The sequence below is a fragment of the Microbacterium sp. M3 genome, assembly GCF_033548675.1.
In the GTDB taxonomy this organism is placed as follows: domain Bacteria; phylum Actinomycetota; class Actinomycetes; order Actinomycetales; family Microbacteriaceae; genus Microbacterium; species Microbacterium arthrosphaerae.
Window position 1 is genome coordinate 500,344 of the sequence record NZ_JAWTZT010000003.1, and the last position, 24,974, is coordinate 525,317.

21 protein-coding genes are annotated in these 24,974 nt (G+C 70.6%); 5 read left to right on the forward strand and 16 right to left on the reverse strand.

What is annotated here, in order from left to right:
• Positions 1 to 9 precede the first annotated feature (9 nt).
• From R8Z57_RS12015 to R8Z57_RS12035, 5 genes are read left to right on the forward strand one after another with little or no spacing between them, the layout of a single operon-like run.
• Entirely contained in the window at positions 10 to 1,002 is a 993-nt protein-coding gene (locus tag R8Z57_RS12015) for a sugar ABC transporter permease (RefSeq protein ID WP_318354001.1), read from the forward strand.
• Complete coding sequence (locus tag R8Z57_RS12020; protein ID WP_378722783.1) at positions 999 to 1,901, forward strand: carbohydrate ABC transporter permease; 903 nt, start codon at positions 999 to 1,001, stop codon at positions 1,899 to 1,901. Before R8Z57_RS12015 ends, R8Z57_RS12020 begins: the two co-directional genes overlap by 4 nt.
• Positions 1,898 to 4,426 (forward strand): glycosyl hydrolase 2 galactose-binding domain-containing protein, encoded by a 2,529-nt coding sequence (locus tag R8Z57_RS12025; protein WP_318354002.1) that lies wholly within the window; start codon positions 1,898 to 1,900, stop codon positions 4,424 to 4,426. Before R8Z57_RS12020 ends, R8Z57_RS12025 begins: the two co-directional genes overlap by 4 nt.
• Positions 4,423 to 5,394 carry a glycoside hydrolase family 113 gene (locus R8Z57_RS12030; protein ID WP_404810351.1) on the forward strand — a complete coding sequence of 324 codons (972 nt, stop codon included), beginning with the start codon at positions 4,423 to 4,425 and terminating at the stop codon, positions 5,392 to 5,394. The genes R8Z57_RS12025 and R8Z57_RS12030 overlap by 4 nt, the downstream gene beginning before the upstream one ends.
• Positions 5,391 to 6,302 (forward strand): N-acetylglucosamine kinase, encoded by a 912-nt coding sequence (locus R8Z57_RS12035; protein WP_318354003.1) that lies wholly within the window; start codon positions 5,391 to 5,393, stop codon positions 6,300 to 6,302. Before R8Z57_RS12030 ends, R8Z57_RS12035 begins: the two co-directional genes overlap by 4 nt.
• Positions 6,303 to 6,373: 71 nt before the next feature.
• Here the strand turns inward: R8Z57_RS12035 and R8Z57_RS12040 are convergent, their stop codons facing one another.
• The 16 genes from R8Z57_RS12040 to R8Z57_RS12115 all read right to left on the reverse strand — a co-directional run bounded on the left by R8Z57_RS12040 (position 6,374) and on the right by R8Z57_RS12115 (position 24,968).
• Entirely contained in the window at positions 6,374 to 8,188 is a 1,815-nt protein-coding gene (locus R8Z57_RS12040; RefSeq protein WP_318354004.1) for an ABC transporter ATP-binding protein, read from the reverse strand.
• Positions 8,185 to 10,023, reverse strand: coding sequence for an ABC transporter ATP-binding protein (locus R8Z57_RS12045; RefSeq protein ID WP_318354005.1), 1,839 nt, complete (start codon positions 10,021 to 10,023; stop codon positions 8,185 to 8,187). Before R8Z57_RS12045 ends, R8Z57_RS12040 begins: the two co-directional genes overlap by 4 nt.
• Positions 10,024 to 10,419: 396 nt before the next feature.
• Positions 10,420 to 12,393: a clostripain-related cysteine peptidase gene (locus tag R8Z57_RS12050; protein ID WP_318354006.1), complete on the reverse strand. Its 1,974-nt coding sequence runs from the start codon at positions 12,391 to 12,393 to the stop codon at positions 10,420 to 10,422.
• Between the two features lie 66 nt (positions 12,394 to 12,459).
• Positions 12,460 to 12,966, reverse strand: a complete 507-nt coding sequence (locus R8Z57_RS12055; protein WP_318354007.1) for a methylated-DNA--[protein]-cysteine S-methyltransferase — start codon at positions 12,964 to 12,966, stop codon at positions 12,460 to 12,462.
• On the reverse strand, positions 12,963 to 14,561 hold the full coding sequence (locus tag R8Z57_RS12060; RefSeq protein ID WP_318354008.1) for an AlkA N-terminal domain-containing protein: 1,599 nt from the start codon (positions 14,559 to 14,561) through the stop codon (positions 12,963 to 12,965). Before R8Z57_RS12060 ends, R8Z57_RS12055 begins: the two co-directional genes overlap by 4 nt.
• 119 nt (positions 14,562 to 14,680) lie before the next feature.
• Positions 14,681 to 15,241, reverse strand: a complete 561-nt coding sequence (locus R8Z57_RS12065; RefSeq protein WP_318354009.1) for an Imm61 family immunity protein — start codon at positions 15,239 to 15,241, stop codon at positions 14,681 to 14,683.
• 59 nt (positions 15,242 to 15,300) lie between these two features.
• Positions 15,301 to 15,555, reverse strand: coding sequence for a hypothetical protein (locus R8Z57_RS12070; protein WP_318354010.1), 255 nt, complete (start codon positions 15,553 to 15,555; stop codon positions 15,301 to 15,303).
• A gap of 202 nt (positions 15,556 to 15,757) precedes the next feature.
• Positions 15,758 to 16,354 (reverse strand): hypothetical protein, encoded by a 597-nt coding sequence (locus R8Z57_RS12075; RefSeq protein ID WP_318354011.1) that lies wholly within the window; start codon positions 16,352 to 16,354, stop codon positions 15,758 to 15,760.
• A gap of 594 nt (positions 16,355 to 16,948) precedes the next feature.
• Positions 16,949 to 17,575, reverse strand: coding sequence for a hypothetical protein (locus tag R8Z57_RS12080; RefSeq protein WP_318354012.1), 627 nt, complete (start codon positions 17,573 to 17,575; stop codon positions 16,949 to 16,951).
• Between the two features lie 92 nt (positions 17,576 to 17,667).
• Complete coding sequence (locus tag R8Z57_RS12085) at positions 17,668 to 18,495, reverse strand: hypothetical protein (RefSeq protein WP_318354013.1); 828 nt, start codon at positions 18,493 to 18,495, stop codon at positions 17,668 to 17,670.
• 10 nt (positions 18,496 to 18,505) lie between these two features.
• The gene (locus tag R8Z57_RS12090) at positions 18,506 to 18,937 is read right to left on the reverse strand and encodes a hypothetical protein (protein ID WP_318354014.1); all 432 of its coding nucleotides are present in this window, start codon (positions 18,935 to 18,937) and stop codon (positions 18,506 to 18,508) included.
• A gap of 2 nt (positions 18,938 to 18,939) precedes the next feature.
• Complete coding sequence (locus tag R8Z57_RS12095) at positions 18,940 to 21,384, reverse strand: hypothetical protein (protein WP_318354015.1); 2,445 nt, start codon at positions 21,382 to 21,384, stop codon at positions 18,940 to 18,942.
• A gap of 8 nt (positions 21,385 to 21,392) precedes the next feature.
• Positions 21,393 to 21,752 (reverse strand): DUF6507 family protein, encoded by a 360-nt coding sequence (locus R8Z57_RS12100; protein ID WP_318354016.1) that lies wholly within the window; start codon positions 21,750 to 21,752, stop codon positions 21,393 to 21,395.
• The gene (locus tag R8Z57_RS12105; RefSeq protein WP_318354017.1) at positions 21,745 to 22,095 is read right to left on the reverse strand and encodes a hypothetical protein; all 351 of its coding nucleotides are present in this window, start codon (positions 22,093 to 22,095) and stop codon (positions 21,745 to 21,747) included. The genes R8Z57_RS12100 and R8Z57_RS12105 overlap by 8 nt, the downstream gene beginning before the upstream one ends.
• Positions 22,085 to 23,185: a DUF6177 family protein gene (locus R8Z57_RS12110; protein WP_318354018.1), complete on the reverse strand. Its 1,101-nt coding sequence runs from the start codon at positions 23,183 to 23,185 to the stop codon at positions 22,085 to 22,087. The genes R8Z57_RS12105 and R8Z57_RS12110 overlap by 11 nt, the downstream gene beginning before the upstream one ends.
• 82 nt (positions 23,186 to 23,267) lie before the next feature.
• A complete protein-coding gene (locus R8Z57_RS12115; RefSeq protein WP_318354019.1) occupies positions 23,268 to 24,968 on the reverse strand; it encodes an ABC transporter substrate-binding protein in 1,701 nt (566 codons plus the stop codon).
• Positions 24,969 to 24,974: the final 6 nt, after the last annotated feature.

The following is a 24,974-nucleotide window of genomic DNA, read 5'->3' on the forward strand; positions in this document are numbered from 1 at the left end:
GGCAGAGACATGGCCATCGCAACTCCGGGTGCGGCACCGGCGGATGCCCCTGCCGTCCTCTCCGCCCCCGCGCGGGCGCGTCGGTTCGGCGGATCCTTCCGCCGGTCCGACCGCCGGCGGGGCGGCTCGGCAGGACGCAGCGTCCTGCAGCACCTCACCCCGTGGTTCTTCCTCGCGGCAGCCGTCGGGCTCCTGCTGCTGTTCACCTACTGGCCGGCGCTGAACCTCTTCTATTTCAGCGTCACCGACTGGGACGGCATCGACCTCGAGAAGAACTTCGTCGGGCTCGACAACTACGTGCAGGTGTTCACCGACCCGCGCATCTTCGCGGTGTTCGGGGTGAGCCTGTACTACTTCGCCGCGTCGTTCGCGCAGATGGCGATCGCCCTGTACTTCGCGACACTGCTGAGCTTCTCGACGCGGTTCTCGAACCTGTTCCGCGGCATCCTGTTCTTCCCGTACCTCATCAACGGCGTCGCCATCGGCTTCGTCTTCCTCTACCTCTTCCAGCCGGGCGGCACGCTCGACACCGTGCTGAGCTGGTTCGGCGTCGCCGACCCGCCGCAGTGGCTGGGCAACCCCGACGTCGTCAACTGGTCGCTGGCGGGCACCTCGGTGTGGCGCTACACCGGCATGAACTTCGTGCTCTTCCTCGGCGCGATCCAGTCGATCCCGCACGAGCTCTACGAGGCGGCCGAGCTCGACGGCGCCACCCGCTGGCAGCAGTTCTGGGCCATCATCTTCCCCGGCATCCGGCGCGTGATCGGACTCTCGTTCATCCTCGCGATCGCGGGGAGCCTGAGCGTGTTCGAGATCCCGTTCATCATGACCGGCGGCGCGAACGGCTCGGCGACCTTCGTCATCCAGACGCTGCAGACCGCCTTCACATTCCGGCAGGTGGGGCTCGCCTCCGCCATGGCCGTGGTCCTCCTGGCGATCGTGCTGATCGTCACGTGGATCCAGCGCAAGGTGTTCCCCGACGAGAAGGTCGACCTGACATGACCACCACCGAACCGCTGCGCACGATGCCGCTGCGCACCACCCCGGCCCGTCCGGCACGCGGTCGCTCGCCCCTCGAGCGCCTGCGGGGCGTGAGCGCGAGCACGGCGAAGTACCTCAGCCTCGTCATCGCCTCGGTCGTGACCCTCCTCCCCCTGTCGGTGCTGCTCTTCGCCAGCCTCAAGACGGCGCCGGAGTACGCCCAGACGGGCCCCTTCGACCCGCCCGAGAACTGGCTCAACTTCGACAACTTCGTCACCGCCTTCACCAGCGGGAAGATGCTCGAGGGATTCGTCAACACCACGATCGTGCTCGTCGTGTCGCTGGCCGGCACGATCTTCATCGGCACGATGGCCGCGTACGCGCTGGACCGCTTCGCCTTCCGCGGCAAGAATCTCGTGTTCGGCCTCTTCCTCGTGGCGACCCTCATCCCGAGCGTCACGAGCCAGGTCGCGACCTTCCAGCTCATCAACGGACTCGGGCTCTACGACACCAAGGCCGCGCTGATCCTGCTCTTCATGGGCACCGACATCATCGCGATCTACCTGTTCATCCAGTTCATGCAGTCGATCCCGGTCTCGCTCGACGAGGCGGCGATGATCGACGGCGCGAACCGCTGGACGATCTACTGGCGCATCGTCCTGCCCCTGCTGAAGCCGGCGATCGCCACCGTCGTGATCATCAAGGGCATCGCGATCTACAACGAGTTCTACGCCCCCTTCCTCTACCTGCCCTCCGAGGGCCTCATCTCCACGTCGCTGTTCCGGTTCAAGGGACCGTTCGGCGCACAGTGGGAGGTCATCGCCGCCGGAACCGTCCTCGTCATCATCCCGACCCTCATCGCCTTCCTGCTGCTGCAGCGGTGGATCTACAAGGGCCTCACCTCAGGAGCCGTCAAGTGACCGCACCCTCCCCCGCCGCGACCGCGGCGCTCCTCCGCCGACCGCTGCACTCCGGATGGCAGGTGCGTGCCGCCGCCGGCCCGGCGCCGACCGCGCTCGACGGCGCCGTCGTGCCCGCGACCGTTCCCGGCTGCGTGCACACGGATCTGCTGGCCGAAGGGCTCATCCCCGATCCGTTCCTCGACGACAACGAGTCGGCGCTGGCCTGGATCGGACTGGTCGACTGGACCTACGAGACCACGTTCGAGTGGATGCCGGATGCCGCGGACCGCACCGACCTCGTGTTCGAGGGCCTCGACACGGTGACGACCATCCTCCTCAACGGGCGCGAGCTCGGCGCGACGGCGAACCAGCACCGCTCCTATCGGTTCGACGTGCGCGACGCCCTCGTCGAGGGCGAGAACGAACTCGCCGTGCGGTTCCGCTCGCCGGTGAAGTACGCCAACGAGCAGAGCGTGACGCTCGGCACCCGCCAGCGTCCGTACCCGCTGCCGTACGACGCGATCCGCAAGTCGGCGTGCAGCTTCGGGTGGGACTGGGGCATCGCGACCTACACCAGCGGCATCGTGAAGCCGGTGCACCTGGAGTCGTGGTCGGCGGCCCGCCTCGCCCGGACGCGCGTCGTCGCGACCCCCGTCGGCGACGGCGGCACCATCGCGGTCGACGTGGATCTCGAACGTGCCGGGGCTGCGGCATCCGCTCCCCTCTCCGTCAGTGTCACCGTCAGCGGTCCCGGGCTGGGCGAGGAGTCGGCTCCCGGAACGATCGTCGAGGTCACCGGCGAGCGCACCCGCGTCGAGCTCGAGCTTCCCGCGGTACAGCGGTGGTGGCCCGCGGGCTACGGCGAGCAGCCGCTGTACGTCGTCGACGTGCGGCTTCACGGCGACGGACCGGACGTGCTCGATGCGACGCATCGCAGCGTGGGCTTCCGCGACGTGCGGTGGGACACGACGCCCGACGCGGAGGGCACCCCGTTCACCCTCGTCGTCAACGACCAACCGGTGTTCGTCAAGGGCGTCAACTGGATCCCCGACGATGCCCTCACCGTGCGGGTCACGCGCGACCGGCTGCGCCGTCGCTTCGAGCAGGCGCTCGACGCGAACCTCAACCTCATCCGCGTGTGGGGCGGCGGGCTCTACGAATCGGACGACTTCTACGAGCTGGCCGACGAGCTCGGCCTGCTGGTCTGGCAGGACTTCCTCTTCGCGTGCGCCGCCTACGCCGAGGAGGAGCCGCTGCGCTCCGAGATCGAGGCCGAGGCGCGCGAGAACATCGTGCGCCTGGGCCACCACGCGTCGCTCGTGCTGCTCACCGGCAACAACGAGAACCTGTGGGGGTACGAGGACTGGGGCTGGAAGCTGCGCCTCGACGGCAAGACATGGGGCGCGCACTACTACTACGAGCTGTTCCCCTCGCTCGTCGCCGAGCTCGCGCCCCACGTGCCCTACGCGCCCGGCAGCCCGTTCAGCCCCGGCGCCGGGTGGGACGGCGAGCGCCAGACCGGCCCGCACCCCAACGACGAGCAGCACGGCTCGATGCACCTGTGGGAGCAGTGGAACCGCCAGGACTGGCACACCTATCGCGACCACCGCCCGCGGTTCGTCGCCGAGTTCGGATGGCAGGGTCCGCCCGCATGGACAACGCTCACGCGCTCGGTCTCGGACGCGCCGCTCACCCCCGAGTCGCCCGGCATGATCGTGCACCAGAAGGCGATGGAGGGGAACACCAAGCTGACGAACGGACTCATCCCCCATTTCCGGATGCCGGAGGCCATGGAGGACTGGCACTGGGCGATGCAGCTCAACCAGGCCCTCGCCGTGCGCACCGCGCTCGAGCACTTCCGATCGTGGGCGCCGCACACGCAGGGCGCGATCGTGTGGCAGCTCAACGACTGCTGGCCCGTCACCTCGTGGGCGGCGATCGACGGCGACGAGCGCGAGAAGCCGCTCTACTACGCCCTCAAGAACGCGTTCGCGCCGCGGCTGGTCACGGTGCAGCCGCGCGACGGCGGCCTCGCGGCCGTGCTCGTGAACGACACCGCCGAGCGCTGGGCCGGAGAGCTGACGGCGCGCCGCGTCGCCTTCGCGGGCGATGAGCTGGCGGTCTTCACCGCGCCGGTGTCGCTGGCTCCGCGCGAGACGGTCACGGTCGCACTCCCGGGCGACGTGGCGGCGGCCGGGGCCGCGGCGAGCGAGCTCGTCGTCGCGGGCGTCGGCGACGTGCGCGGCCACTGGTTCTTCGCCGAGCCCCGCGACTCCGCGCTCGGGGCCGCCGAGGTCGATCTCGACGCCGAAGCGGTCGACGGCGGCACCCGCGTCACCCTGCGCGCGCGCAACCTGGTGCGCGACCTGGCGCTGCTGGTCGACAAGGTCGACCCCGCGGCGACGGCGTCCGATGCGCTCGTGACGCTGCTGCCCGGCGAGAGCACGACGGTGCTCGTGCGACACGACGGCGCCGGGCTCACGGCATCCGCCCTGTCGGATCCGCGCGTGCTGCGCACCGCGAACGAACTGGTCGCGTCGTGACCGCCGCCGACACCCGGGTGCTCGAGCCGTACGTGGCGGGGATGACCTGGGGCTGGACGGGCGTGCGCGGATCGTGGACGGGTGCCGCGGCATCCGACTCCCTCCGCCTGATGGCCGACCACGGGGTCAACTGGACCGCGCTCGCCTACTCCGCCCTGCAAGACACCGCGCAGTCGACCGAGGTGCGGTTCCGCGAGGTGCCGACGGTGACCGACGACGAGATCGTCGGCGCCATCCGCGCGGCGAAGGCGCTCGGGCTGAAGGTGTGCCTGAAGCCGGTCGTCAACGTCGCCGACGGCACCTGGCGCGCGCACATCGGCTTCTTCGATCAGGACGTCCCCGGTGAGCCGACATGGGGCCAGTGGTTCACCTCGTACCGCGAGTTCATCGTGCACGCGGCGCGGATCGCCGAAGCGGAAGGCTGCGAGATGCTGTGCGTCGGCTGCGAGATGGTGCGCGCCGACGCCCGCGAGGCCGAGTGGCGCGAGCTCATCGCCGCCGTGCGCGCCGAGTACTCGGGGCTCGTCACCTACAACTGCGACAAGTACCAGGAGGACCGCCTCACATGGTGGGACGCCGTCGACGTAGTGACCTCGAGCGGTTACTACCCCATCGACCGGTGGGAGGCCGAGCTCGATCGCATCGAGGTCACCGTCGCTGCGACCGGCAAGCCGTTCTTCTTCATGGAGGCCGGCTGCCCGTCCCGCGAGGGCTCCGCCGACCGTCCGAATGACTGGTCGCTGCCCGGGGCGGTTTCGGGCGACGAGCAGCTGCGGTACTACAGGGTCATGTTCGAGGCGTGCGCGCAGCGCGCGTGGGTGGGGGGATTCATGATGTGGGACTGGCCCGCTCGGCTCTACGACGTCGCCGACGCCGCGAGCAACGACGACTACTGCCCGTACGGCAAGCCGGCAGGCGACTTCCTCCGTGAGCAGTACACGGCACGCACGGCGGGGGCGGTGCGATGACCCCGGGCGTGCTGGCGATCGACGCCGGCCAGACCGGCATCAAGGTGCGCCACGGCGGGCACGACATCGTGTTCCCCGGCATCCGCACCGACGAGCCGCTGCTGCCGCAGCTGGCGGCGGTCGCCCACGGGGCGGTGGCCCGCACCGGCGCACCGGCCTGGGCCGTGACCGCGGGGGTCTCGGGCCTCACCACGCGGGAAGCGGATGCCGCAGCCCTCCTCGCCCGGATCGACGACGCCGCGGTGCACGAGGTCGTGCTCGCGCACGACTCGACGACGTCGTTCCTCGGCGCCCTCGCCGACGGTCGCGGCGCGGTGGTCGCCGCGGGCGGCGGGGTGGTGACCCTCGCCGTGGGCCGGGATCGCGTGGCCCGCGTCGACGGCTGGGGCTACCTCATGGGCGACGCCGGCAGCGGCTACTGGATCGGTCGGGAGGCGCTGGACGCCGTCATGCGCGAGTACGACGGCAGGGGTCCGGCGACGGCGCTCACGGCTGTCGCACGGGAGCGCTGGCCCGACCTCGCGGAGGCCTACATCAGCCTGCAGTCCGCCGACGACCGGGTGAGCATCATCGCCTCCTTCGCCGAGCCGGTGGCGCGCCTGGCCACCGACGGCGACGCGGTCTCGCAGAACATCACGGTGCGCGCCGGCGGCGAGCTGGCGCACAGCGTCGAGTCCGCGCTGCGGCGGGTCCGTTCCGACCCTGACGAGCACTTCTCGGTGTGCTCGATCGGCGGCGTCTTCCGCTCGCCGCAGCTGCGCGAGGCCTTCGCGTCCCATATCGCGGCGAGCGAGCTCGACGTGGCGCTCGTCGAGCCCCTCGGTCACGGCATCGACGGGGCCGTGGCCCTCGCCGACCTCGCGCCGGGGCATCCGCTCGCCGCCGCGGTCTCGATCGCGCGCGCCTGACCCGCGGACGACGGATGCCCCGGCCCTGTGTGGACAGGTGGGCCGGGGCATCCGAGCAGGGGCGCCGAGGGCTACACGAGCGACTCGCGCCAGGCGGCGTGCAGCTGCGCGAACTTGCCGTCGCCGCCGATCAGCTCGTCGGGAGCGTCGTCCTCGATGATGCGGCCGTGCTCCATCACCAGCACGCGGTCAGCGATCGCCACCGTCGACAGGCGGTGGGCGATGATGATCGCGGTGCGGTCGGCGAGGAGGGTCTGCAGCGCATCCTGGATCTGGCGCTCGGAGGGGATGTCGAGCGAGGCCGTGGCCTCGTCGAGGATCAGCACCGCCGGGTCGGCCAGGAACGCCCGCGCGAACGAGATCAGCTGGCGCTGGCCCGCCGAGACGCGGCCGCCGCGCTTGTTCACGTCGGTGTCGTAGCCGTCGGGAAGCGCCTCGATGAAGCCGTCCGCGCCGACCGCCCGTGCCGCGGCCTTGATCTCGTCGAGCGTCGCGTCGGGCTTGCCGAGCGCGATGTTGTCGGCGACGGTGCCGCTGAACAGGTACGCCTCCTGCGTGACCATGACGATCGCGCGGCGGAGGTCCTTCGGGTGCAGCGAGCGCAGGTCGACGCCGTCGAGTGACACCGAGCCCTGCGTCGGGTCGTAGAACCGCGACACCAGCTTGGCGAGCGTCGACTTGCCGGCGCCCGTCGTGCCCACGAGTGCGATCGTCTGACCGGCGGGGATGTCGAGCGAGAAGTCCGGCAGGATGACGCGGTCGCGCGAGTACCCGAAGAGGACGTCGTCGAACCGGATGTGCCCCTTCGCCTGCCAGAGATCGACCGGATGCCGCGGGTCGGGCACGGTCGGCTCCTCCTCCAGCACGCCCGACACCTTCTCGAGCGCCGCCGTCGCCGACTGGTACGAGTTCAGGAAGAACGCGACCTCCTGCAGCGGCGAGAAGAAGTTGCGGACGTAGAGCACCGCCGACAGCAGGAAGCCGATCTCCATGGCGCCGTCGACGACCCGGATGCCGCCCCACGCGATCACGACCGCCAGGGTCAGCGAGGCGACGGCCATGAGCCCGGGCTCGAAGGTGCCGAACAGGCGGATCGAGCGCATGTTCACGTCGCGGTAGTCCATCGCCAGCGCGCCGAACTCCTCGTCGTTGCGGACCTCCTTGCGGAACGCCTTGACGGCGCGGATGCCCGTCATCGACTCGACGAACTTCACGATCACCTTGGCGCTGATCACGCGCGACTCGCGGTACACCAGCTGCGAGCGGGTGTAGAACCAGCGCATCAGCAGGAACAGCGGGATCCCCATGACGGTGAGGATGACGCCGGACTGCCAATCGACGAGGAACAGCGCGACGAGCGTGAACGCCCCGTAGAGGATGCCCGACACGAGCTCGTTGAGGCCTCCGTCGAGGAGCTCGCGGATGGTGTCGAGGTCGCTCGTCTGGCGCGAGATGATGCGGCCCGACGTGTACGACTCGTGGAACTCCAGGCTCAGGCGCTGGGTGTGCAGGAAGATGCGCTTGCGCAGGTCGAGCATGATCGCCTGCGTCAGGCGCGCCGCCACGACCACGTACCACCCGATGAGCGCGGCACCGCCGACGGCGGCGACGAGGTACACCGAGACGACCACGATCGTCGGGGCCCAGTCCATCCGCTCGACCGCGGCGGGCAGCGCGTTGTTGATGCCGACGCCGATGAGCCAGGGACCCGCCACCCGCAGAGCGGTCGAGATCACCAGCACCACCGCGGCGAGCACGAGCTGGCCGCGGACGGGCGTGATCAGCGAGCCCAGCAGCCGCAGCGAGCGCTTGCGGATCGCCTTGCTCTCGGCGCGCGTGTAGTCGGAGCGGTCTTCGCCGCTCGTTCCGGTCACCGTGGTGCTCACCGGGTCACCTCCCCCATCGGTTCCTGCGCTTGTCGGAGCGCCTGCAAGCGCGCCTCCTCCACCTCGAGGCTCGAGATGACGTGGCGGTAGTGGTCGCTGCTGCGCAGCAGCTCGGAGTGGGTGCCGACGGCCGTGATCCTGCCCGCCTCGAGCAGCGCCACGCGGTCGGCGAGCATCACCGTCGACGGGCGGTGCGCGACGACCAGCGCGGTGGTGTCGTGCAGCACCTCGCGCAGGGCGTCCTCGACGAGCGCCTCGGTGTCGACGTCGAGCGCCGATAGCGGGTCGTCGAGCACGAGCACCGCAGGGCGTGCGGCGACCGCACGCGCGAGCGCCAGGCGCTGGCGCTGCCCGCCCGAGAGCGAGAGCCCCTCCTCGCCGATGATCGTGTCGACCCCGTCGGGCAGCTCGTCCACGAAGCCCGCTTGGGCGACCCCGAGGGCCTCGCGCAGGACGCGCTCAGCCTCGTCGCTGCCCGGCACGAGATCCTCGCGCCCGATGAGCACGTTGTCGCGCACGCTCTGCGAGAACAGCGTCGCGTCCTCGAACGCCATGCCGATGTGGGTGCGCAGCTCTTTCAGCGTCAGATCGCGGACGTCGACGCCGTCGAGCGTCACCCGGCCACCGGTCACGTCGTAGAGGCGCGTCGGAAGCGTCGTGAGCGTCGTCTTGCCCGAACCGGTGAGACCGACGAGCGCCATGGTCTCGCCGGGGCGCAGCACGAGGTCGACGCCGTCGAGCAGGTCGCGCTCGCGGGACGCGGCATCCTGGTACCGGAAGTGCGCGCCCTCGAACGCGAGCTCGCCCCGCGGACGCTCGATCGAGACCGGCGCCTCGGGGTCGACGATGGTGTTCTCCTCGTCGAAGACCTCGAAGATGCGGTCGGTCGCGGTGCGCGCGTCGAGGAGGAACGAGAACAGGAAGCCGATCGACTCCATTGGCCAGCGCAGCACGGTGGCCATCGCGAAGAACGCGATGAGCTCCGCGCCCTGCAGCTGCCCCAGCGCGGTCAGGTAGATGCCCGCGCCCAGGCACAGCGCGAAGGCGATGTCGGGGAGCAGCACCAGCCAGAACCAGATCCAGCCCACCGCGCGGGCCTTGCGCAGCTCGGTCTCGCGGAGGGTCTCGGCCTGCCGCGTGAAGCGCTGCAGCGCGTGCGTGCCGCGACCGAACGCCTTGAGCACCCGGATGCCGTGGACGCTCTCTTCGACGGAGGTCGCGAGATCGCCCGCCTGGTCTTGCGACTGGCGCGCGAGGGTGCCGTAGGTCTTCTCGAACCGGTACCCGGCGTACCACAGCGGCGCAGAGGTGACGAGGAAGATCGTGCCCAGCACCCAGTGCCAGCGGAAGAGCAGCGCCGTGCCGACGACGATCGTGATGACGTTGACGATGAGAAGCACCAGGCCGAATGCGAGCCACCGGCGCAGCATGCTGATGTCCTGCATCATGCGGCTGAGCAGCTGGCCGGACTGCCAGCGGTCGTGGAACGCGACCGGCAGCCTCTGCAGGCGCGAGTAGAACGTCTGCCGCAGGTCGTACTCGACGAGCGTGGCCGGGGCCAGGACGAACCAGCGGCGCAGCCACACCATGGCGGCTTCGGCGAGGCCGAGGGCGAGGATCGCCGCGGCGCCCCAGCCGATGAGGGCGAGATCGCCGGACGCGATCGGCCCCCGCACGACCTGCTCGAGCACGAGCGGGATCGCCAGGGCCAGCAGGCTGGCCGCGAGCGCGCTGGCGGCGCCCATCGTCAGGCGCGGCAGGACGGGTTTCACGAAGGGGTAGAGGCGCGCGAGCGCCCGGGGAGTGGAGAGTGCCTCAGCGGAAGACGGAGTCATGATCCTTGTGAGTGGTGTTGCGAGGTGAATCGGTGCCGTGGAGAACGGCGGGCGCGGCACGGCCGCACAGACGTCGTGCGGAATGCCGGAGGGTCGTCCTGTCGATCAGAACGCGAGAGCGGGTGATCCTATGCCGGCCCGGTCGAGGGGCCTGGTTGCCGCCCGAGGCGGCGGATCGTGCGGAGGTCGGCTGGGGACTATCCCTCGAAGACGACGCGCGTGTTCCCGGCGGCGCGGAGGAAGACAATCGGCTTCGTGGTGACGACGGCCTGAGACATGGCTTCCTCCTAGGTTCGCGGGACGGGGGCTGACGGCCGTTCGTAACGACACGTCAGCCCTCCAGCGTATACCTGAGAGTTCGCTGAGCGCAACAAGCGCTTTCCACTTCGCGGTGAGTCAGGGGATCTCGACCTCGACGCTCACGGTGTCGGCGGACTGCCCGTAGTCCTGCACGTCGGCGTCGAGCACCAGCGTCGTGCCCGGCTCGAGGTCTTCCAGCAGGTACTCGATCGAGGGCAGGTCGGCGGGGATGCCGTCGTCGTCGGTGCGCTGGTACTCCCACTCCTCGTCGTCGACGAGGACCAGCGCGACCGGGTAGATCCGGGCATCGGGATCCGGCGTCATGGCACCGTAGGTGCCGGACTCCTCGTCGACGAGGTAGAAGTCCTCCTCGAGGATGGTCCCCTCGTCGTCGACGATGATCGAGATGAGGGCGTCCTGGTACTCGTCGTCGCCGGCGGCCACGTACTGCAGCGGCACGTCGATCGTGCGGTAGCCGGTCTCCGGATCGGTGGTGACGTCCTGGTACACCGCGATCTCCTCGTCGCCGCTGCGCAGGTTGAGGAACGTGAGGTCGTACTGCGCCGACACCGCGGCCTGGTCGGCCTCGACGGTGAGCGCGGCCGGCATCTGGGCGACGTAGACGATGTCGTCGCCGTCCCGGTACCCCGCCGAGACCGTCGCCTCGACGAGCGCCGCCGCGGAGGCGGGCGGCAGGAAGGCCGTGAAGGCGACTCCCGCATCGTCGAACACCACCTCGGTGGCGTCGTCCCCGGTCTCGAAGCGGGCGCGCACCTCGTCGGCGAGCCGGTCGCCGCTCTCGAAGAAGGCCGAGAGTGCGCTCGGCCACGCCGGCACGTCGGTGAGCGCCGCGTAGTCCTGCGAGAAGTAGTCCTCGATCTCCGGGAAGTAGATCGACAGCCCCGACGCCGAGTCGGTCGCCGGTCCGGCCGTCTCGTCCATCACCAGGGCGTCGAGCGCCCCGGTCACCGCAGCAGCGGCGGCGGCCACCTCTGGCCCGCCGCCCTCGGCGAGGTTCTCGACGTAGCCGCCGAGATCGATCTGGTTGGTGGCGAGCTCGGGGTCGGGGTTGCGGCCGAACTCGAGCACGTCGGTCTGCGCCCTGGCCAGGGTCGGTCCGAGGCCGTCGGGGTTCGCCTCGTAGACGCCCGCGAGCTGAGCGACGGCATCCTGCACGCCCGTCACCTGGGCGAGGTCGAGCAGCGACAGCGTGATGTCGGCGCCGGTCCCCCACTCCTCCGCCTGCTCGGCGTAACCCCGGAGGAAGGCCGACCCGAGATCGGCAGCGGTGGCGGCCGGGTCGTCGGCGAGCAGGGCGAGCTCCTCGTAGTTCCAGCCGTGGCCGGGCTCGAGCTCCTGCGAGGCGACCATGTAGTCGGCGTGCGATGCCATGACGCTCGCGACCTCGTACGTCGACATGAGGCACGCGTCGAAGCCGAGGAGGTCGAGCTTGTCGACGCCCGCCTGCTCGAGCCCGACTGCGAGCGCCTCGTCCATCTCGGCGAGCTCGAGCACGTCGTAGCCGTCCGTCTCGTCGGGGCCGACCCCGGGCCACCCGGCTCCGTGATCCCACAGCACGAGCCCGTAGTTGTCGGCGGGGAACGACGCGGTCGCCGCCACGACGAAGTCCGCCAGGGTCTGCGGGTCGCCCATGTTCAGCTCGCCGGGCACGCCGATCACCTCGAGGTGGTCCTGCTCGACGCGGAGGGCGACCGTGTCCTCCCAGTCGGCGAGATCCACGGCGGGGTCGGTCGAGTAGTCGGGGCTGCGGTCGACCAGCGCGACGACGTTGACGTCGTCGGTCGAGCCGACCGATGCCATCTCGGCGATGTCGTCGAGCGCGTAGGGCTCGAGGTCCGTGTCGCCGATCATGTAGACGAGGAACGTCCAGCTCGCCCGCTCGACGTCGCCCACCGCAGCGGGATCGATGATGGGCCCGGCCGGCGCAGACGCCTCGGCCGACTCCGTCGATTGCGCCGGCTCGGTCGATCCGACGATGCGCACCGCTCCGACCGCGACGATCACGACGAAGACCCCCGCGAGGATCCACCACCACACCTTGGGCACCATGCGCCCATCGTGGGGTGCGCCGTCGTCTGCCGGCAACGCCTACGCGCCGTCAGGGTGCGATTTCACTCAGATCGCGCGAGAGCCGCTCTCGCGGTCGAGCAGCCGGCGCTTGACGTCGAGCCCCCAGGCGAAGCCGCCGAGCGTGCCGTCCGACCGGAGCACGCGATGGCACGGCACGAAGAGGGCGGGCGCGTTGCGGGCGCAGATGGATGCCGCGGCCCGCACGGCGCTCGGAGAGCCGAGCTCGACCGCGAACTCGCTGTAGGTGAGCGGGCGTCCGGGCTCGATCCGTCGCAGCGCCTCCCAGCCCGCGAGCTGCATCGCCGTGCCGTGCTGCGCGACGGGCACGTCGTCGATGGCGGTCACGTCACCGTCGTAGTAGGCCGCGACGGCGGCTGCGGCATCCGTCTCCCCCGTCGCCAGCGTCGTCGGACGCGTGCGCTCCGACAGCCGAGCGACGATCGTCGCCCGGTCGGCGGTCCAGCCCGACGCGAGCACGTGCCCGGTGTCGTCGGCGAGGATCGTGAAGGCTCCGTCGGGGGTGTCGACGGTCTGGATGGTCGCGGTGGTCATGAGACGCCTCCGGTGGTCGCTGCGGGCGAGGGGGATGTTCGGGATGCCGCGACCCGCCGCGCGGGCTGACGCGGCGGCACGGCGCGCCACAGGTGGGCGGTGAGGTAGCTGCGCCACGGCGCGGTGCGCGCGGCCCAGCCCTCGAGCGTCCGCGGCTCTGCCGGCAGGCCGATCGCCGCGGCGCCCGAGCGGACGGCGACGTCACCGGGAAGGAAGACGTCGGGGTCGGCGAGGACGCGCATGCGCACGTAGTCGGCGGTCCACGGGCCGATGCCCGGCATCGCGAGGAGCGCGGCGCGCTGCTCCGCGGCGTCGTCGCCGGTGGTGAGGGGCAGCTCACCACCGGCTAGGGCCGCGGCAGCGCCGGTGATCGCGCGGATGCGGGCGGCCGGTCCTCGCAGCACCTCGCGGCCGCGCTCGGCGATGGCCGCCATGGTCGGGAACAGGCGCGACGCACCCGGGGCGTCAGCGGCCGGGTGGGGGCTCTCGGCCGGACCGGCGAGCATGCCCTCGAACGCCGGCACCTCCTCGCCGAGCCGAGCGGCGAGGGCGGTGAGCGCCGTGCGGGCGGCGGCCACCGTGATCTGCTGGCCGACCATCGCGCGGATGAGCATCTCGTGCGGGTCGGCGGCGCCCGGGACGCGGATGCCGGGGAGCGCGGTCACGAGCGGCGCGAGCTCCGGATGCCGCGACAGCGACTCGTCGACCGCGTCCGGGTCGGCGTCGAGGTCGAACAGCCGCCGCGCCCGCGTGACGAGCGTCGACAGGTCGGAGAGGTCGGTGAGCGCAGCGCGGAGCCGGACGCGGCCGAGGTCGTCGAGCCGGAGCTCGAACCAGGCCGGTCCGTGCGGGAGGCGCAGCGTGCGTGCGAACGTCGACGCCGTGGCCGTCTCGACTCCCGGCAGCGCGCGGGCGCTCATCCACTCGAACAGCCCGGCGGCATCGAGCGCGCCGCGGTGCGGGAGCGCGAGGTCGATGGCGACACCGGGCGTCGGTGCGGCGGCCACCCGCTCGCCCGGGCGAGAGAGCCGGCGCCGCGCACGGAGCTCGAGCGGCGGCATCCCGAACACCTCACGGACGGTGTCGTTGAACTGGCGCACGCTCGCGAACCCCGAGGCGAACGCGACGTCGGCGGCGGGCATGTCGCTGCCGACGAGCAGCATGCGGGCCGTCTGCGCGCGGTGGGCTCGGCTGAGGGCCAGGGGGCCGGCGCCGAGCTCGGTGGTGAGCAGTCGCGTGAGGTGGCGGGGCGAGTAGCCCAGGCGGCGCGCCAGGCCCGGCACGCCCTCGCGCTCGACCACCCCGTCGGCGATGAGGCGCATCGCGCGGCCGGCGGTGTCGCCACGGAGGTTCCACTGCGGCGAGCCGGGCGCCGCCTCGGGGAGGCATCGCTTGCACGCGCGATACCCCGCCTCGTGGGCGGCGGCGCTCGTCTGATAGAACGTGACGTTCGAGGCCTTGGGCGTGCGGGCCGGGCAGCTCGGGCGGCAGTAGATGCCGGTCGAGCGCACGGCGGTGACGAACTGCCCGTCGAAGCGCGCATCGCGCGAGTCGATCGCGCGGTACCGCTCCTCGAACGTCATGGCCAGGCTCATACCCCTAGCCTGACACGCTCCCCCGACATCGGCTCGCGGAAATCGGACACGACCGTGGACCGCGGCGCAGACCACGCTTCAGGCGAGCACTGCTGCGCTCAACCGCTCATCCACGAGCGTCACCGAGTCCCCTCTGCCTCGGCGCCGCCGAATTCGGCAACGGCGCCCTCGAACGCGGCGCGGAGGGTCGAGGGATCTTCGCCGGCGTACCACGAGAACGAGACGGCGGCGAAGGGAACGTCCGTGTGCCGGAAGCGTCCCACCCGCCGGTCGACCCGCTCATCGATCAGGTCGGCCCACCCTGTTTCGGTGGTGTCGAGGCGGTAGCCGGGCGCGAGCTCCGCAAGCGCGAACGGCAGTGGCACGGGAGCTTCGCCACGCTGCGCTCGAAGGTCGGCGCCGATGCGCTCCGAGAGCATCCTCTCCACGTCCTCCAGGTCGGACGCCGCGAGAAGCAGAGACTCACCTTCCGCGCGCTGCGCGTGCGACAGCGTGAATTCCTGCCCGTCGAAGCGCACGTAGTAGCGCAGCTCCCCGCCCCCGTCCGCGAACACGATCGCACCCTCGACGACCGAGCGCTCGTACCCTGCCCGCGGCGCCCAGGCCCCGAGGTCCTCGAGAGCCGCGTCGAGACTCGCACGTTCGACGGTGTCGCCGTCCGAGGCGTGTTCACTCGCCATCGGTGATCTCCCCGCTCGGACGCTTTCACAGCCGGATTCCGACGTCCCCAGCGCCGGCACTATGCGGCCGGAGCGGTCGGAAAGGGCACCGGTTCGCGCGTCTGACGGTACACCAGGTCGGGGTCGTCGGCTGCGACGGCATCGTGCACGCGGGTGGCCTCGGTCTGCGTGAGGCCTACGCGCACCGCGTCCTCGACATGGCTGGACCACAGCTCGAAGCCGCCGGCGAAATTCGGCGAGAGCTGCACCGGGACGCCCCGGTATTCACCCTCGTAGTCGATGCGGATCACACCGCCGACATCTGTCGCGGTCACGGGCCGAGCGAAGACACTGCCGGAGCGACCCCAGCCGGTCGGCGGCGCTTCCGCCGTAGCCGGAGTCCAGATCTCCCACCCGCCGCCCTGCGCACGCTCCAATGGATACTCGCGCCCGTCCACGATCGCGTGCAAGCCGACGCGAGGCGCGATCCTCATCGCCCCTCCCGGAGGCACCCCGGCGTCGGGGAGCATACGGCAGTCATGGACAGCATGTGCGGCCTCCATCGAGTTCTGGATGCTCCATCAGCCAAGCCTCCCACGCGTCGACAGTCATCCCGTAGGCGAGCTCGGCGGGCAGCGCGCATCGCTCGCCGGCTGAGTCCGGCCAAAGCAGCGTGCCGTCCCGCGATGGCGACGTCCACGTGCGGATGCGTGAATCCTCAGCCGCGAAGACCCATGCCCACACGAGGCCGAGCTCGAGTGAGGAGTCCTGTGCGAGCGCGGCCGCCCACTGATCCTCACCCCAGCGGAAGAACGCGGGCTCGCCGGCATCCTGCGTGGTCGAGAACCCCGGCGGCCGCCGGTAGACACACCCGCGCACGGAATCGGGGAAACGGCCGAGGAGGGCGAGGCGGGCGACGATCGCCCGCTGGTCGTTCGACCGGAAGAGCGGCGAAACGTTGCCTCGCTCGACGCGACTGACGGTGAATACGCCTTCGGAGTGAGAGACCTCGTGCTGGAGCTCGACGTCGCTGACCACGCGCAGACGGTGGCTGTCGACTTCCAGCCAAGCCCCGGCCGGAAGGGTCATCATCGCGTGCACCAGGGAAGCGACCTCTTGCACCCAGCGGGTCACGACACAGCCGACCGTCACGGTCGCCTCCGTCAAATTCGGGGTGCTCGGTCAGCCAAGCCTCCCACGCGTCCACGGTCATCCCGTAGACGAGCTCGGCCGACAGCGCGCATCGCTCTTCGGCGGAGTCCGGCCACAGCAGCGTGCCGTTCCCCGATGGCGACGTCCACATGCGGATGCGTGAATCCTCTGCCGCGAAAACCCATGCCCAGACCAGGCCGAGCCCGAGTGAGGAATCCTGTGCGAGAGCTGCCGCCCATCGATCCTCACCCCAGCGGAAGAACGCGGGCTCGCCGGCATCCTGCGTGATCACGAAGCCCGGCGGTCGGCGGTAGATGCACCCGCGCACTGACCGCGGAAGCCTGTCCATGAAGGCGAGATAAGCGACGACCGCCCGCTCGTCGTTCGACGTGAAGACGGGCGAGACCTTCCCTCGGTCGACGAGACTCACTGTGTAGATGCCGTCGGACATCGTGACCTCGTGTTGGATCTCGATGTCGCTGACCACGCGCACCCGACGCGAATCGACTTCCAGCCAGGCGTCTTCGGGAAGGGCCATCGTCGCGTGCAGAGTCGCGACGAGCTCCGCGACCCAACTCACAACACCGCCGATTCGTCATGGTCGGATGTCGGTTCCCGCTCCTTGAGCCACATCTTCCATGCCGTCACCGTCGGCACACCGGTGGGCCCTCGAAGCTCCGGCGAGGAGCCGCTGAACCACAGCGGATCTTCGTGTGCTGGTGAGCGCACGCTTTCCGAGATCACAACGCGGTCCTCGAGGGTCAGCCAGGCGAACGTCAGCGCTTCCTGCAGGATGCCGAGGCCGAAGAACTCCGCCCATCTCCCATCGCCCCACGACAGGTCGACGCCACCATCGGGCAGGCCCGAGATCCGAAAACCCGGTGGGGGCTCGAAGGGTGAACGGCGCAGCGAGGTCTTGCCCTGCGAGCGGAGTCCGCACTGGAGGAGGAACATCTCGGCGGCCTCGACATCCGCAGTCCGGAACTGGCGGTCCGCCCGCCCGCGCTCGCTGACCCAGTACTCATAGACCCCACCCGGAGCCACCTCGATCCACTGCTCGACGTCGAACGCCCGAGTCTGGACGATGCGCAGGCTGCCCTCCGGCTGCAATCGCGGATTCCTGCCGCGGAAGGCCACCTCCCACAGCCGATCGTGCTGAAGGACGGAACGCAAGAGCGCGCCGGCGTCCGCCTGCGGCTTCATCGGACCTCCACCCTTTCCACGCGATCACTGTCTCACCCCGCTCGTGGTGCGCTCGTATCCGCTCAGCTTCCTGAGAAACGAGTGCGTTTTGCTCACGCGTCGGGAGCGAGGAGGTGAGTTGCTGTCAGTTGCGTCTCCGTCAGCCTCGAGCCTGCGATCCCGGAGAGCTCGAAAACACCGAGGTCGATCATGGCGGCGTCGAGCCGGCGCGCGACCTCGGGGTCATCGTCGAGCAGTTGCACTCGCACGTTCGCACCTATGACCTCGAGCACGCGGACCGGCGCATCATCCAGCACGGCGTCGAAGCTCAGCTCATATACATCGCACTGGCCCACGGCAACTGTCCTGCTCCAGGTCGCGTCGCGATACTGCGCCCAGCCGTCACCTTGGGGCGTCGTGAACGACGTCAGTTCGACCGAATCGCCCGCGACGTCGGCCGCGTACTCGATGCCGTTCCACACCGCGCGGGTGCCGAAATAGCGTGATGTCGGCCGCCACTCCCGGGCGCCCGACCATCCCCGTGCGGCGCCGCCGTATGCCGACACCATCTCCTGATGGCCGTCGTCGTAGATTCGCCAGAGCTCTGCGCCGGGCGGATAACGAGTCGTCGACAACTTCCACACCGGAACGATCGCGTCGTCCACCGGGCTGAGAAATCCGTGCGGGTAGTTCGGCCAAGGTCTGGCGACGGCGGCGGGCGGGACCAACGCGGCACAGACCGGCAGAACGAACCGAACGACATCCAACGACGGCGTACCGTCGTCAGCGATGCCATGAGCCGCCCGCAAGGCTTGCGGCGTCCGCAATCCGGTGGCAGCGGCTGCCTCGACCACGAAGCCTGCAACCTGGTCGTAACCTCGATCCAGCAGCATCGCTGACAGACCTGGATGGAGGAGCTTCTGCAGGACGACCCTGCTCAACGCCCGACCTTCATTTCTCGATCGCAAATTCGGACATCTCGACGTGGATCTCCTCGAGCTCGGACGGAAGCACCTCAGCGCTCCAACCGTTGAACTGGTCGCCGCTCAGGCCTGCCGCGACCGCCTGGTCCGGATGATTCCCGACATACGCGATGCGCACCAACCCCCGTCGCAGCCCGATCCGGATCACCGACTCCACGACGACGGGCTCTCCATGCCAGTTGGCGAAGACCGTCCGGCGGAAGCCGGCATCGAATGCGACCGTCGGCAGCATCACCCACGGCTCGCCCGGATCGGAACTGAACTCGAGCGCATCCGGAAACCTCTCATGGGTGAGAGGCCCGTCGACCCAGACCCTCTTGTATGTCCCGCCTCCGGAGTGGCGGAGAAACGTCTCCCCGCGATACTCGTACAAGGTCGCGTTGGTCGGGATTTCGTCCACACTCATCCCTGCGGTATCCATTCCTGACCCCGCAGCACCGCGTAGAGCCGCTGAGTACCGTCATCGAGAACTTCCCATACTTCCGCGCCGTCCCGCATATCCACGCTGTTCGCTCGATATTCCGGAAGTATGTCGGTCGGGTCGGCCAGAAATCCGTTTCCAGTGAAAGGCGGGCTGTAGTAGTCCACCGAGCCGTCCCCGCCCATAGAGCTGTGCAACTGCGGTCGAATCGCATTGGGCACCTGACCGTCGAGCTGGAATCGCAGCACGAATGCCGAGCCGTCACCCGGTGAGAAGTTCGTGTTCGGGTAGTCCAGCCGGAGTCCGTAGAAGAAATCGCGCGGCGTCGCGAGATGGGCTGTGTCGTCGGCGACAGACACCGAGCCCGTGACCACCGTCTGGTCTTCGAGGATCAATCTCTCCGCCTGGCCGAAGACCACCTTCGCCGACCCGTCGGGCTGGGGCACGAAGCGCGGCTGATCCATCACCTTCTGGAACACCGTGTCGGGGGTCACCTGAGCAGTGAGCGCGTCGCGGACGCTGTTGATCGTCCCGCGCTCCGCAGCGGTGAGCGAACCGATGGGTGTGTTGATCAGGCGGACGTAATCCACACGACTGACGCCGTGGGCCTGGAGGAGAACGTCGGTAACCCTGCTCGGGCCGAGCTGCTCGGGAGCGAATGCTGCTCGATGGTCGACGCCGTCCATCATCGTGTAGACGCGACCGGGCGTCCCCGAACTGGTCCCGGCAGCACTCGTGTTGCTCGAGCCCGACCCGGAGTCGACGTGGCCACCGACCCCCGACGGCTCCGGCGAGCCGGCGCCGTCGACGTGTCCGCCGGCACCTGACCCATCCGGCGAGCCCGCACCGTCCACGTGGCCGCCGGCACCTGAACCGTCCGGTGATCCCGCACCGTCCACGTGTCCGCCGACGCCCGACCCATCCGGCGCACCCGCTCCATCGATGTGTCCGCCGGGGCCGTCGAAGCCGGCCGGCAGGTCGACCGGCGAGCCGCCGGAAAGCTCGAAGTTCGTGGTGTGGCCCGGAAGGCCGCCGGGGGCGTCCCCGCCGGCGCGATCCAGCTGACCGAGCAGGTCGTCGCCGGTGTGGCCGAGCAGCGAGCCCGGATTCGCGTGCAGGGCGTCGTCGGCCTTCGTCAGGGACGACACGTCGATCATGTCGTCGAGGCCGCGGCCGAATCGCAGGGTCGCGGCGAGAGTGCCCTCGGCGAGCGCCTTGACCACGAACGACCCGCCGGGCACGACGACGTCGGCGCCCTTGGCGACCACGCCCGCGATGCTGGCGACGCGTGCGCCAGCGCCGCCGGCCTTCAGGATGCCGCCGACCGTCCCCGCGCCGGGAATGAAGAAGGTGCCGATGTTGACCAGCGCCGTGCCGGCGGCCTCGGACGGGTTCTCACTCCACGTGTCCCACGCCACGATCCCCTTGAGGGCGTTGAGCGCGTAGTCCTGCGACTCGGTGATGAAGTCCCGGACGGGCCGCGGGACCGTGCCCTCGGGGCCGAACCGCATCGCCAGGGTCAGCGGGCCGAAGGTGGCGACACCCGCGAGCGTCATGCCGAGGCCGCGCCAGGCCTGCCCCGCCCACTCGCCGTCGCCCCACTCCCCCGTCTGCGGGTTGTAGCCGAACAGCGAGCCGATGCCCTCGCCCATGCCGACGAACGCCTCGCCCATGCCGTGCCCGAAGGACTCGCCGCAGTCGCGGTTCTTCTCCACCGCGGTGCCCCAGGGCAGCTCCACGCCGTCCTGCTTGAGCTGCCACGCCTCGACGGCTTCGAGCGGCACGCCGCAGGAGTTGTCCATGAGCGCGAGGATGCGGTTGGCCGCGCCGACCTGGGCGGCGTCGAGCTTGGCGTACTGGTCGGCGACCGCGTGGATCAGCTCGCGGTTGCGGTCGACGCTCGGCCCGTGGTCGCGCCACGAGATCGTGGTGCCGCTGAAGCTCGTGGGCTCGGTCGCGCCGTACGCGTTCCAGGAGCCGCTGTAGCTGCCGCCGCCGTAGGTGCTGTACTGGCTGATGTACGCGCTGTACTGCGGGTGGTCCGGGTTCGACGGCTCCACCCACACGCCGGCCTGGACGTCGGAGACGAACGCCTCCGCCTCGACCTTGAGGCCCTCGAGAGCCTTCTGGATCGGATCGACCTCGGCGGCGAAGTCGTCCAGGATGCCGGCGACGCTCTCCATCTTGCCCGCGAACACGTCCGACTCGGTCGAGACGGGGGTCATGACGTCGAGCAGCGTCGCCGACTCCGGCGCCACGTAGTGGGGCCCGAGGCCGGTCCACGCGGTCGCCACCGTCGACGCGTTCGTGCGGACGAGCCCGCCCTGGGTGCGGAACGCCGTGGCCGACGACGTGATGTTCTCGGCGTTCAGCCCGTTGCACGGGATCATCGCGGGGACGATCAGCCCGTCCGTGGCGTAGCACATCGGCGCAGTCACAGCTCTGCCGCCCGCGCCTCGAAGTAGGAGAAATCGCCCGTCTGCGAGGCCTGCACGGCCGCCGTCTGCGTGTCGGAGCACATCTGCTCGTCGCCCTGCACGTACGCGAGCGTCGCGAAGTACGCGCCGCTCGTCGCCGCGTTGACGCGGTTGCCGATGGTCGAGATGCGCCCCTTCTGATCCTCGAAGAGCTGCGCGATCGCACCTGAGACGGTGTCGGTCATGCCGTCGTTGTCGAAGACGGTCTGGGCCGCGCCGCTCAGGCTCTCGAAGTTCGCCATGAGGTCGGCCAGCGGCGTCTCGATCGAGGTGAGCACTCCCGCGACACCCTCCGCAGAGATCTGGTAACTAGACATCCGTTCCTCCCACCACCACGCGTCCACCCACATTCGCCGCCATGCCGCGCAGCACCTCGATGCCGAGCGCGGCATCCGGTCCGAACGGCACGACTCCCTCGCACCAGAACAGCTCGTCTTCCGCCGGCTCGAAGCCCAGCTGCGCGGCCGCCAGCACGGGGTAGTCCATGCCGCGGGCACCGAGCATCGTCAGCACCGCCGTTCCGTCGGCGCGGCACCACTGCGTCACCGCGCCGTGCTCCCTCGCACGCGCGTGCAGTCCCTTCGCCACAGCCGGGTGCACCACCGTCCGGTCGTTCATGTCGAGCGGCCGGCGCGACACCACGATCACCTCACGAGGCACGAGCAGCCTCCGTTCCGGCGACGCCGAACGCACGCTCGAGATCTTCGGCGCGCAGCGTCGAGCCGAGCTCGAGGAAGGCGTCCCAGCCCGACCGCCCGTCCGCCGCCAGGGGCACGACCAGCGCCGGGATGCGGGGTCTGCCCACCGAACGGGCGCCGAACCGCTCGGTGACGGCCCGGATGTCGATGCGCAGGTCGCGGACGGCGCGCGGGCCGATCAGCAGCACCAGCGGTGCGGTCGGCGGCTGCAGCAGCGCGGGCGTCGAGCCGTCCAGCCGCCCCCACGTGCCGCTGACGACCCCGACGAGGGGCTGCTGCTCCTCTGCGACACGGGTGAAGCCATCCACGGCGCGCTCGACCGCGTCGGCGAACGCTTCGCGCCCGCCCGGCAGCCCGACGACCTGGGTGAAGTTCTCGGTGACACCCGACGAGGTGCGCGTGACGACGAGGGTGCCGGACGTGTGCGCGGCGGGGTGCGCGGAGTAGACCAGGCGCGTGGGCTCCGGCATCCGCGACCGCACGTAGGCGGTGAGGTTCTCGCGGTTCCAATGGAGAGCAGCGGGCTCGGCGGTGCCCCAGCCGAGCACGTCGGTGCCCACGAGGGCGTCGGTGAGAAGCTCGGCGGAGCGCCCCAGAACGGTCTCGGCGCGCGCGCGGTGCGCCGTCGACAGCTCGATGACGAGACGCGGATGCCGCGCCCCGGCGTCTTCGCGAAGGTGCGACGGGTCGGCCACCTCACCGGGGGCGACCGGGGCGAAGGCATCGGCCAGCTCGACGTACCGGCGGCCGGTGACACCGTCGCGCAGGAGACCCGCGGGGCTGTGGACGACCCACACGCCGCCCAGCACGTCGAGCGTGCGGCGTGCGGCGAAGGTCAGCCGCGCGGTGTCGGGCGTGAGCAGCACGGGACGCCGCCCGGTGGCCGCGACGTCGCGCATCGCGCCCTGCAGCCACTCCGTGGCGGCGATCAGCGACGCCTGCGGCGCGATGGCACCATAGAGCGCCCCCACCTCGTCGAGGAAAGGGTGCAGGGAGTCCGGAGGGCTCGTCGTCATCAGGTCGTTGTCGCGGGTGATCTCGGTTTTCTTCACGCCTCTGGCAGGCTGCTCCCAGTCTAAGCAGATGGCGCAGGTCGATTGCACCAGCCGCGGGCGCGGAGATGCGGCGGCCGGCTCACGGTACGACGCTCCACTGCGCCGCACCGCCCAGCAGGGGCGCCACCGCGCCGTCGGGCGCCGACACCCCCGCGACGCCCGGGTCTACGAGGGTGAGCCGCGGGTCGACGGCCAGCGGACGGGCGACAGCCGCGCGCACGATCGTGGCCTCGATCTGAGCGAGCAGCTCTCTCGCGTCGAAGACGTCCACGGTCCGCGCGAGCTGGGCGATCAGCGCGTCACGATCGGCGTCGGCGTGGGTCGTGAGCGACCCCTCGCTCCCGCTCCCCCACTGCTCCGCGAGCTCGGCGGGCGTCTGCGCGATCGGCACGCGCGCGATCGCGGCATCCCAGCCCCGCTGACCGATGGCCGCGTCGACGTCGTCGCTGCCGCAGTCGACGGCGTTCCAGCCCGCCTCGGCGACCGCGTCGCGCAGTGCCGCGAAGGCGCCGGCGGCGAAGGCACTGCCGCGGTCGTAGAGCACGCACACCCGCGAGCCCGCGGCGACGCCGGCCGCCTCGCGCTCCACCTCCGGCTCCGAGCTCGGCGAGCCGAGCACCGCTGCGAACCCGGAGTCCTCGCTCACGATCTGGTGCGCGGCGGAGTCCGGCGCCGTCGTCACCGACGTGGTCGCCGTGTACGCCGACGACCATTCGCCCCCGCCGTTCTCCAGCATGGCGCGGGCGGGAACGGTGCGGAGGAACGCGGTTCGCGCCGCCGGATCGGCGAACACGCCCGCCGGGTCGAGCAGGACCGTCCAGACGTGTCCGTCATGCGTCGTCTGCACGCCGAACTCGCGCCGCTCCAGATCGCGGATCGTCGCACGGTTCTCCGCCGTCGGAGCGACCTGCGCGACGTCCAGCAGGTCACCGACCGCCGCCACCGGGTCGCCTCCCGACGGCACCAGATCCACCCGCGCGACCTGAGGGGTCGCAGCGCCCCGGTACGAGGGGTTGGGGACCAGGGTCACGGTCTGCCCTTCCGCCTCCCGCTCGACCTGCTCCACCCGGAACGGACCGCTGGAGAGCAGCAGGTCCCCGCCGATCTCGCTCTTCTCGGTGACCTCGAACCCCGTCGCCCAGACATCGGCGATCTCGGCCAGGGCCGAGGCATCCTCTTCCTGGACGGCTCGGATGACCGCTTGCTTCGCCTCCATCGCGTCGTCGATGCCGAAGGCGAGGCGACCGACAACGTGCGCGGGGACAGGGGCGGTGACCGCGCTCTGCCAGTCGATGGCCGGCTCGGGGAAGGTGATCTCGATCGCCCGGCCGAACTCGTCGAGCGTGGTGAGGGCTTGCGAGTCCGTCTCTGCGTCAGCGGGTGGCGTGCTCTCGTCGTCCCCGAGACGACCGGCGACCGCCGCCCAGGCGAGCGCCAGATCCGCCGCGTCGAGCGGGATGCCGTCCGACCAGACCGGCTCGGCGAGGTCGTACCGCACCGTGAAGGGGTCGTCGCTGACGATCGAGACCTTCCCGAAGCTCTCGTCGGGGACGAACGCGCCGTCGATCGTCCGGCCGAATCCGCCCCGGGTGGCCGCCGCGACGTCGATGTTCCCCGGGGTCGGTGCGGCGGAGGCGTTCAGGGACGTGAGCTCTTCCGACCACCCCACCGTGACGTGGGTGCCGGGCACGACGGTGGCCGGCAGGCCGGGCGCGCAGGCGGCGAGGCCGCTCAGGAGCAGCGCGAGGCCCGCGGCGGTCGCGAGGCGGTGCGACGCCATCTCGCG

Excerpts from the sequence above, each read along its gene's own strand:
- R8Z57_RS12015 (WP_318354001.1), top strand. The coding sequence starts at position 10 with ATGGCCATCGCAACTCCGGGTGCGGCACCGGCGGATGCCCCTGCCGTC.
- R8Z57_RS12020 (WP_378722783.1), top strand. The coding sequence starts at position 999 with ATGACCACCACCGAACCGCTGCGCACGATGCCGCTGCGCACCACCCCG.
- R8Z57_RS12035 (WP_318354003.1), top strand. The coding sequence starts at position 5,391 with ATGACCCCGGGCGTGCTGGCGATCGACGCCGGCCAGACCGGCATCAAG.
- R8Z57_RS12045 (WP_318354005.1), bottom strand. The coding sequence starts at position 10,023 with ATGACTCCGTCTTCCGCTGAGGCACTCTCCACTCCCCGGGCGCTCGCG.
- R8Z57_RS12050 (WP_318354006.1), bottom strand. The coding sequence starts at position 12,393 with ATGGTGCCCAAGGTGTGGTGGTGGATCCTCGCGGGGGTCTTCGTCGTG.
- R8Z57_RS12055 (WP_318354007.1), bottom strand. The coding sequence starts at position 12,966 with ATGACCACCGCGACCATCCAGACCGTCGACACCCCCGACGGAGCCTTC.
- R8Z57_RS12060 (WP_318354008.1), bottom strand. The coding sequence starts at position 14,561 with ATGAGCCTGGCCATGACGTTCGAGGAGCGGTACCGCGCGATCGACTCG.
- R8Z57_RS12065 (WP_318354009.1), bottom strand. The coding sequence starts at position 15,241 with ATGGCGAGTGAACACGCCTCGGACGGCGACACCGTCGAACGTGCGAGT.
- R8Z57_RS12080 (WP_318354012.1), bottom strand. The coding sequence starts at position 17,575 with ATGAAGCCGCAGGCGGACGCCGGCGCGCTCTTGCGTTCCGTCCTTCAG.
- R8Z57_RS12095 (WP_318354015.1), bottom strand. The coding sequence starts at position 21,384 with ATGTGCTACGCCACGGACGGGCTGATCGTCCCCGCGATGATCCCGTGC.
- R8Z57_RS12100 (WP_318354016.1), bottom strand. The coding sequence starts at position 21,752 with ATGTCTAGTTACCAGATCTCTGCGGAGGGTGTCGCGGGAGTGCTCACC.
- R8Z57_RS12115 (WP_318354019.1), bottom strand. The coding sequence starts at position 24,968 with ATGGCGTCGCACCGCCTCGCGACCGCCGCGGGCCTCGCGCTGCTCCTG.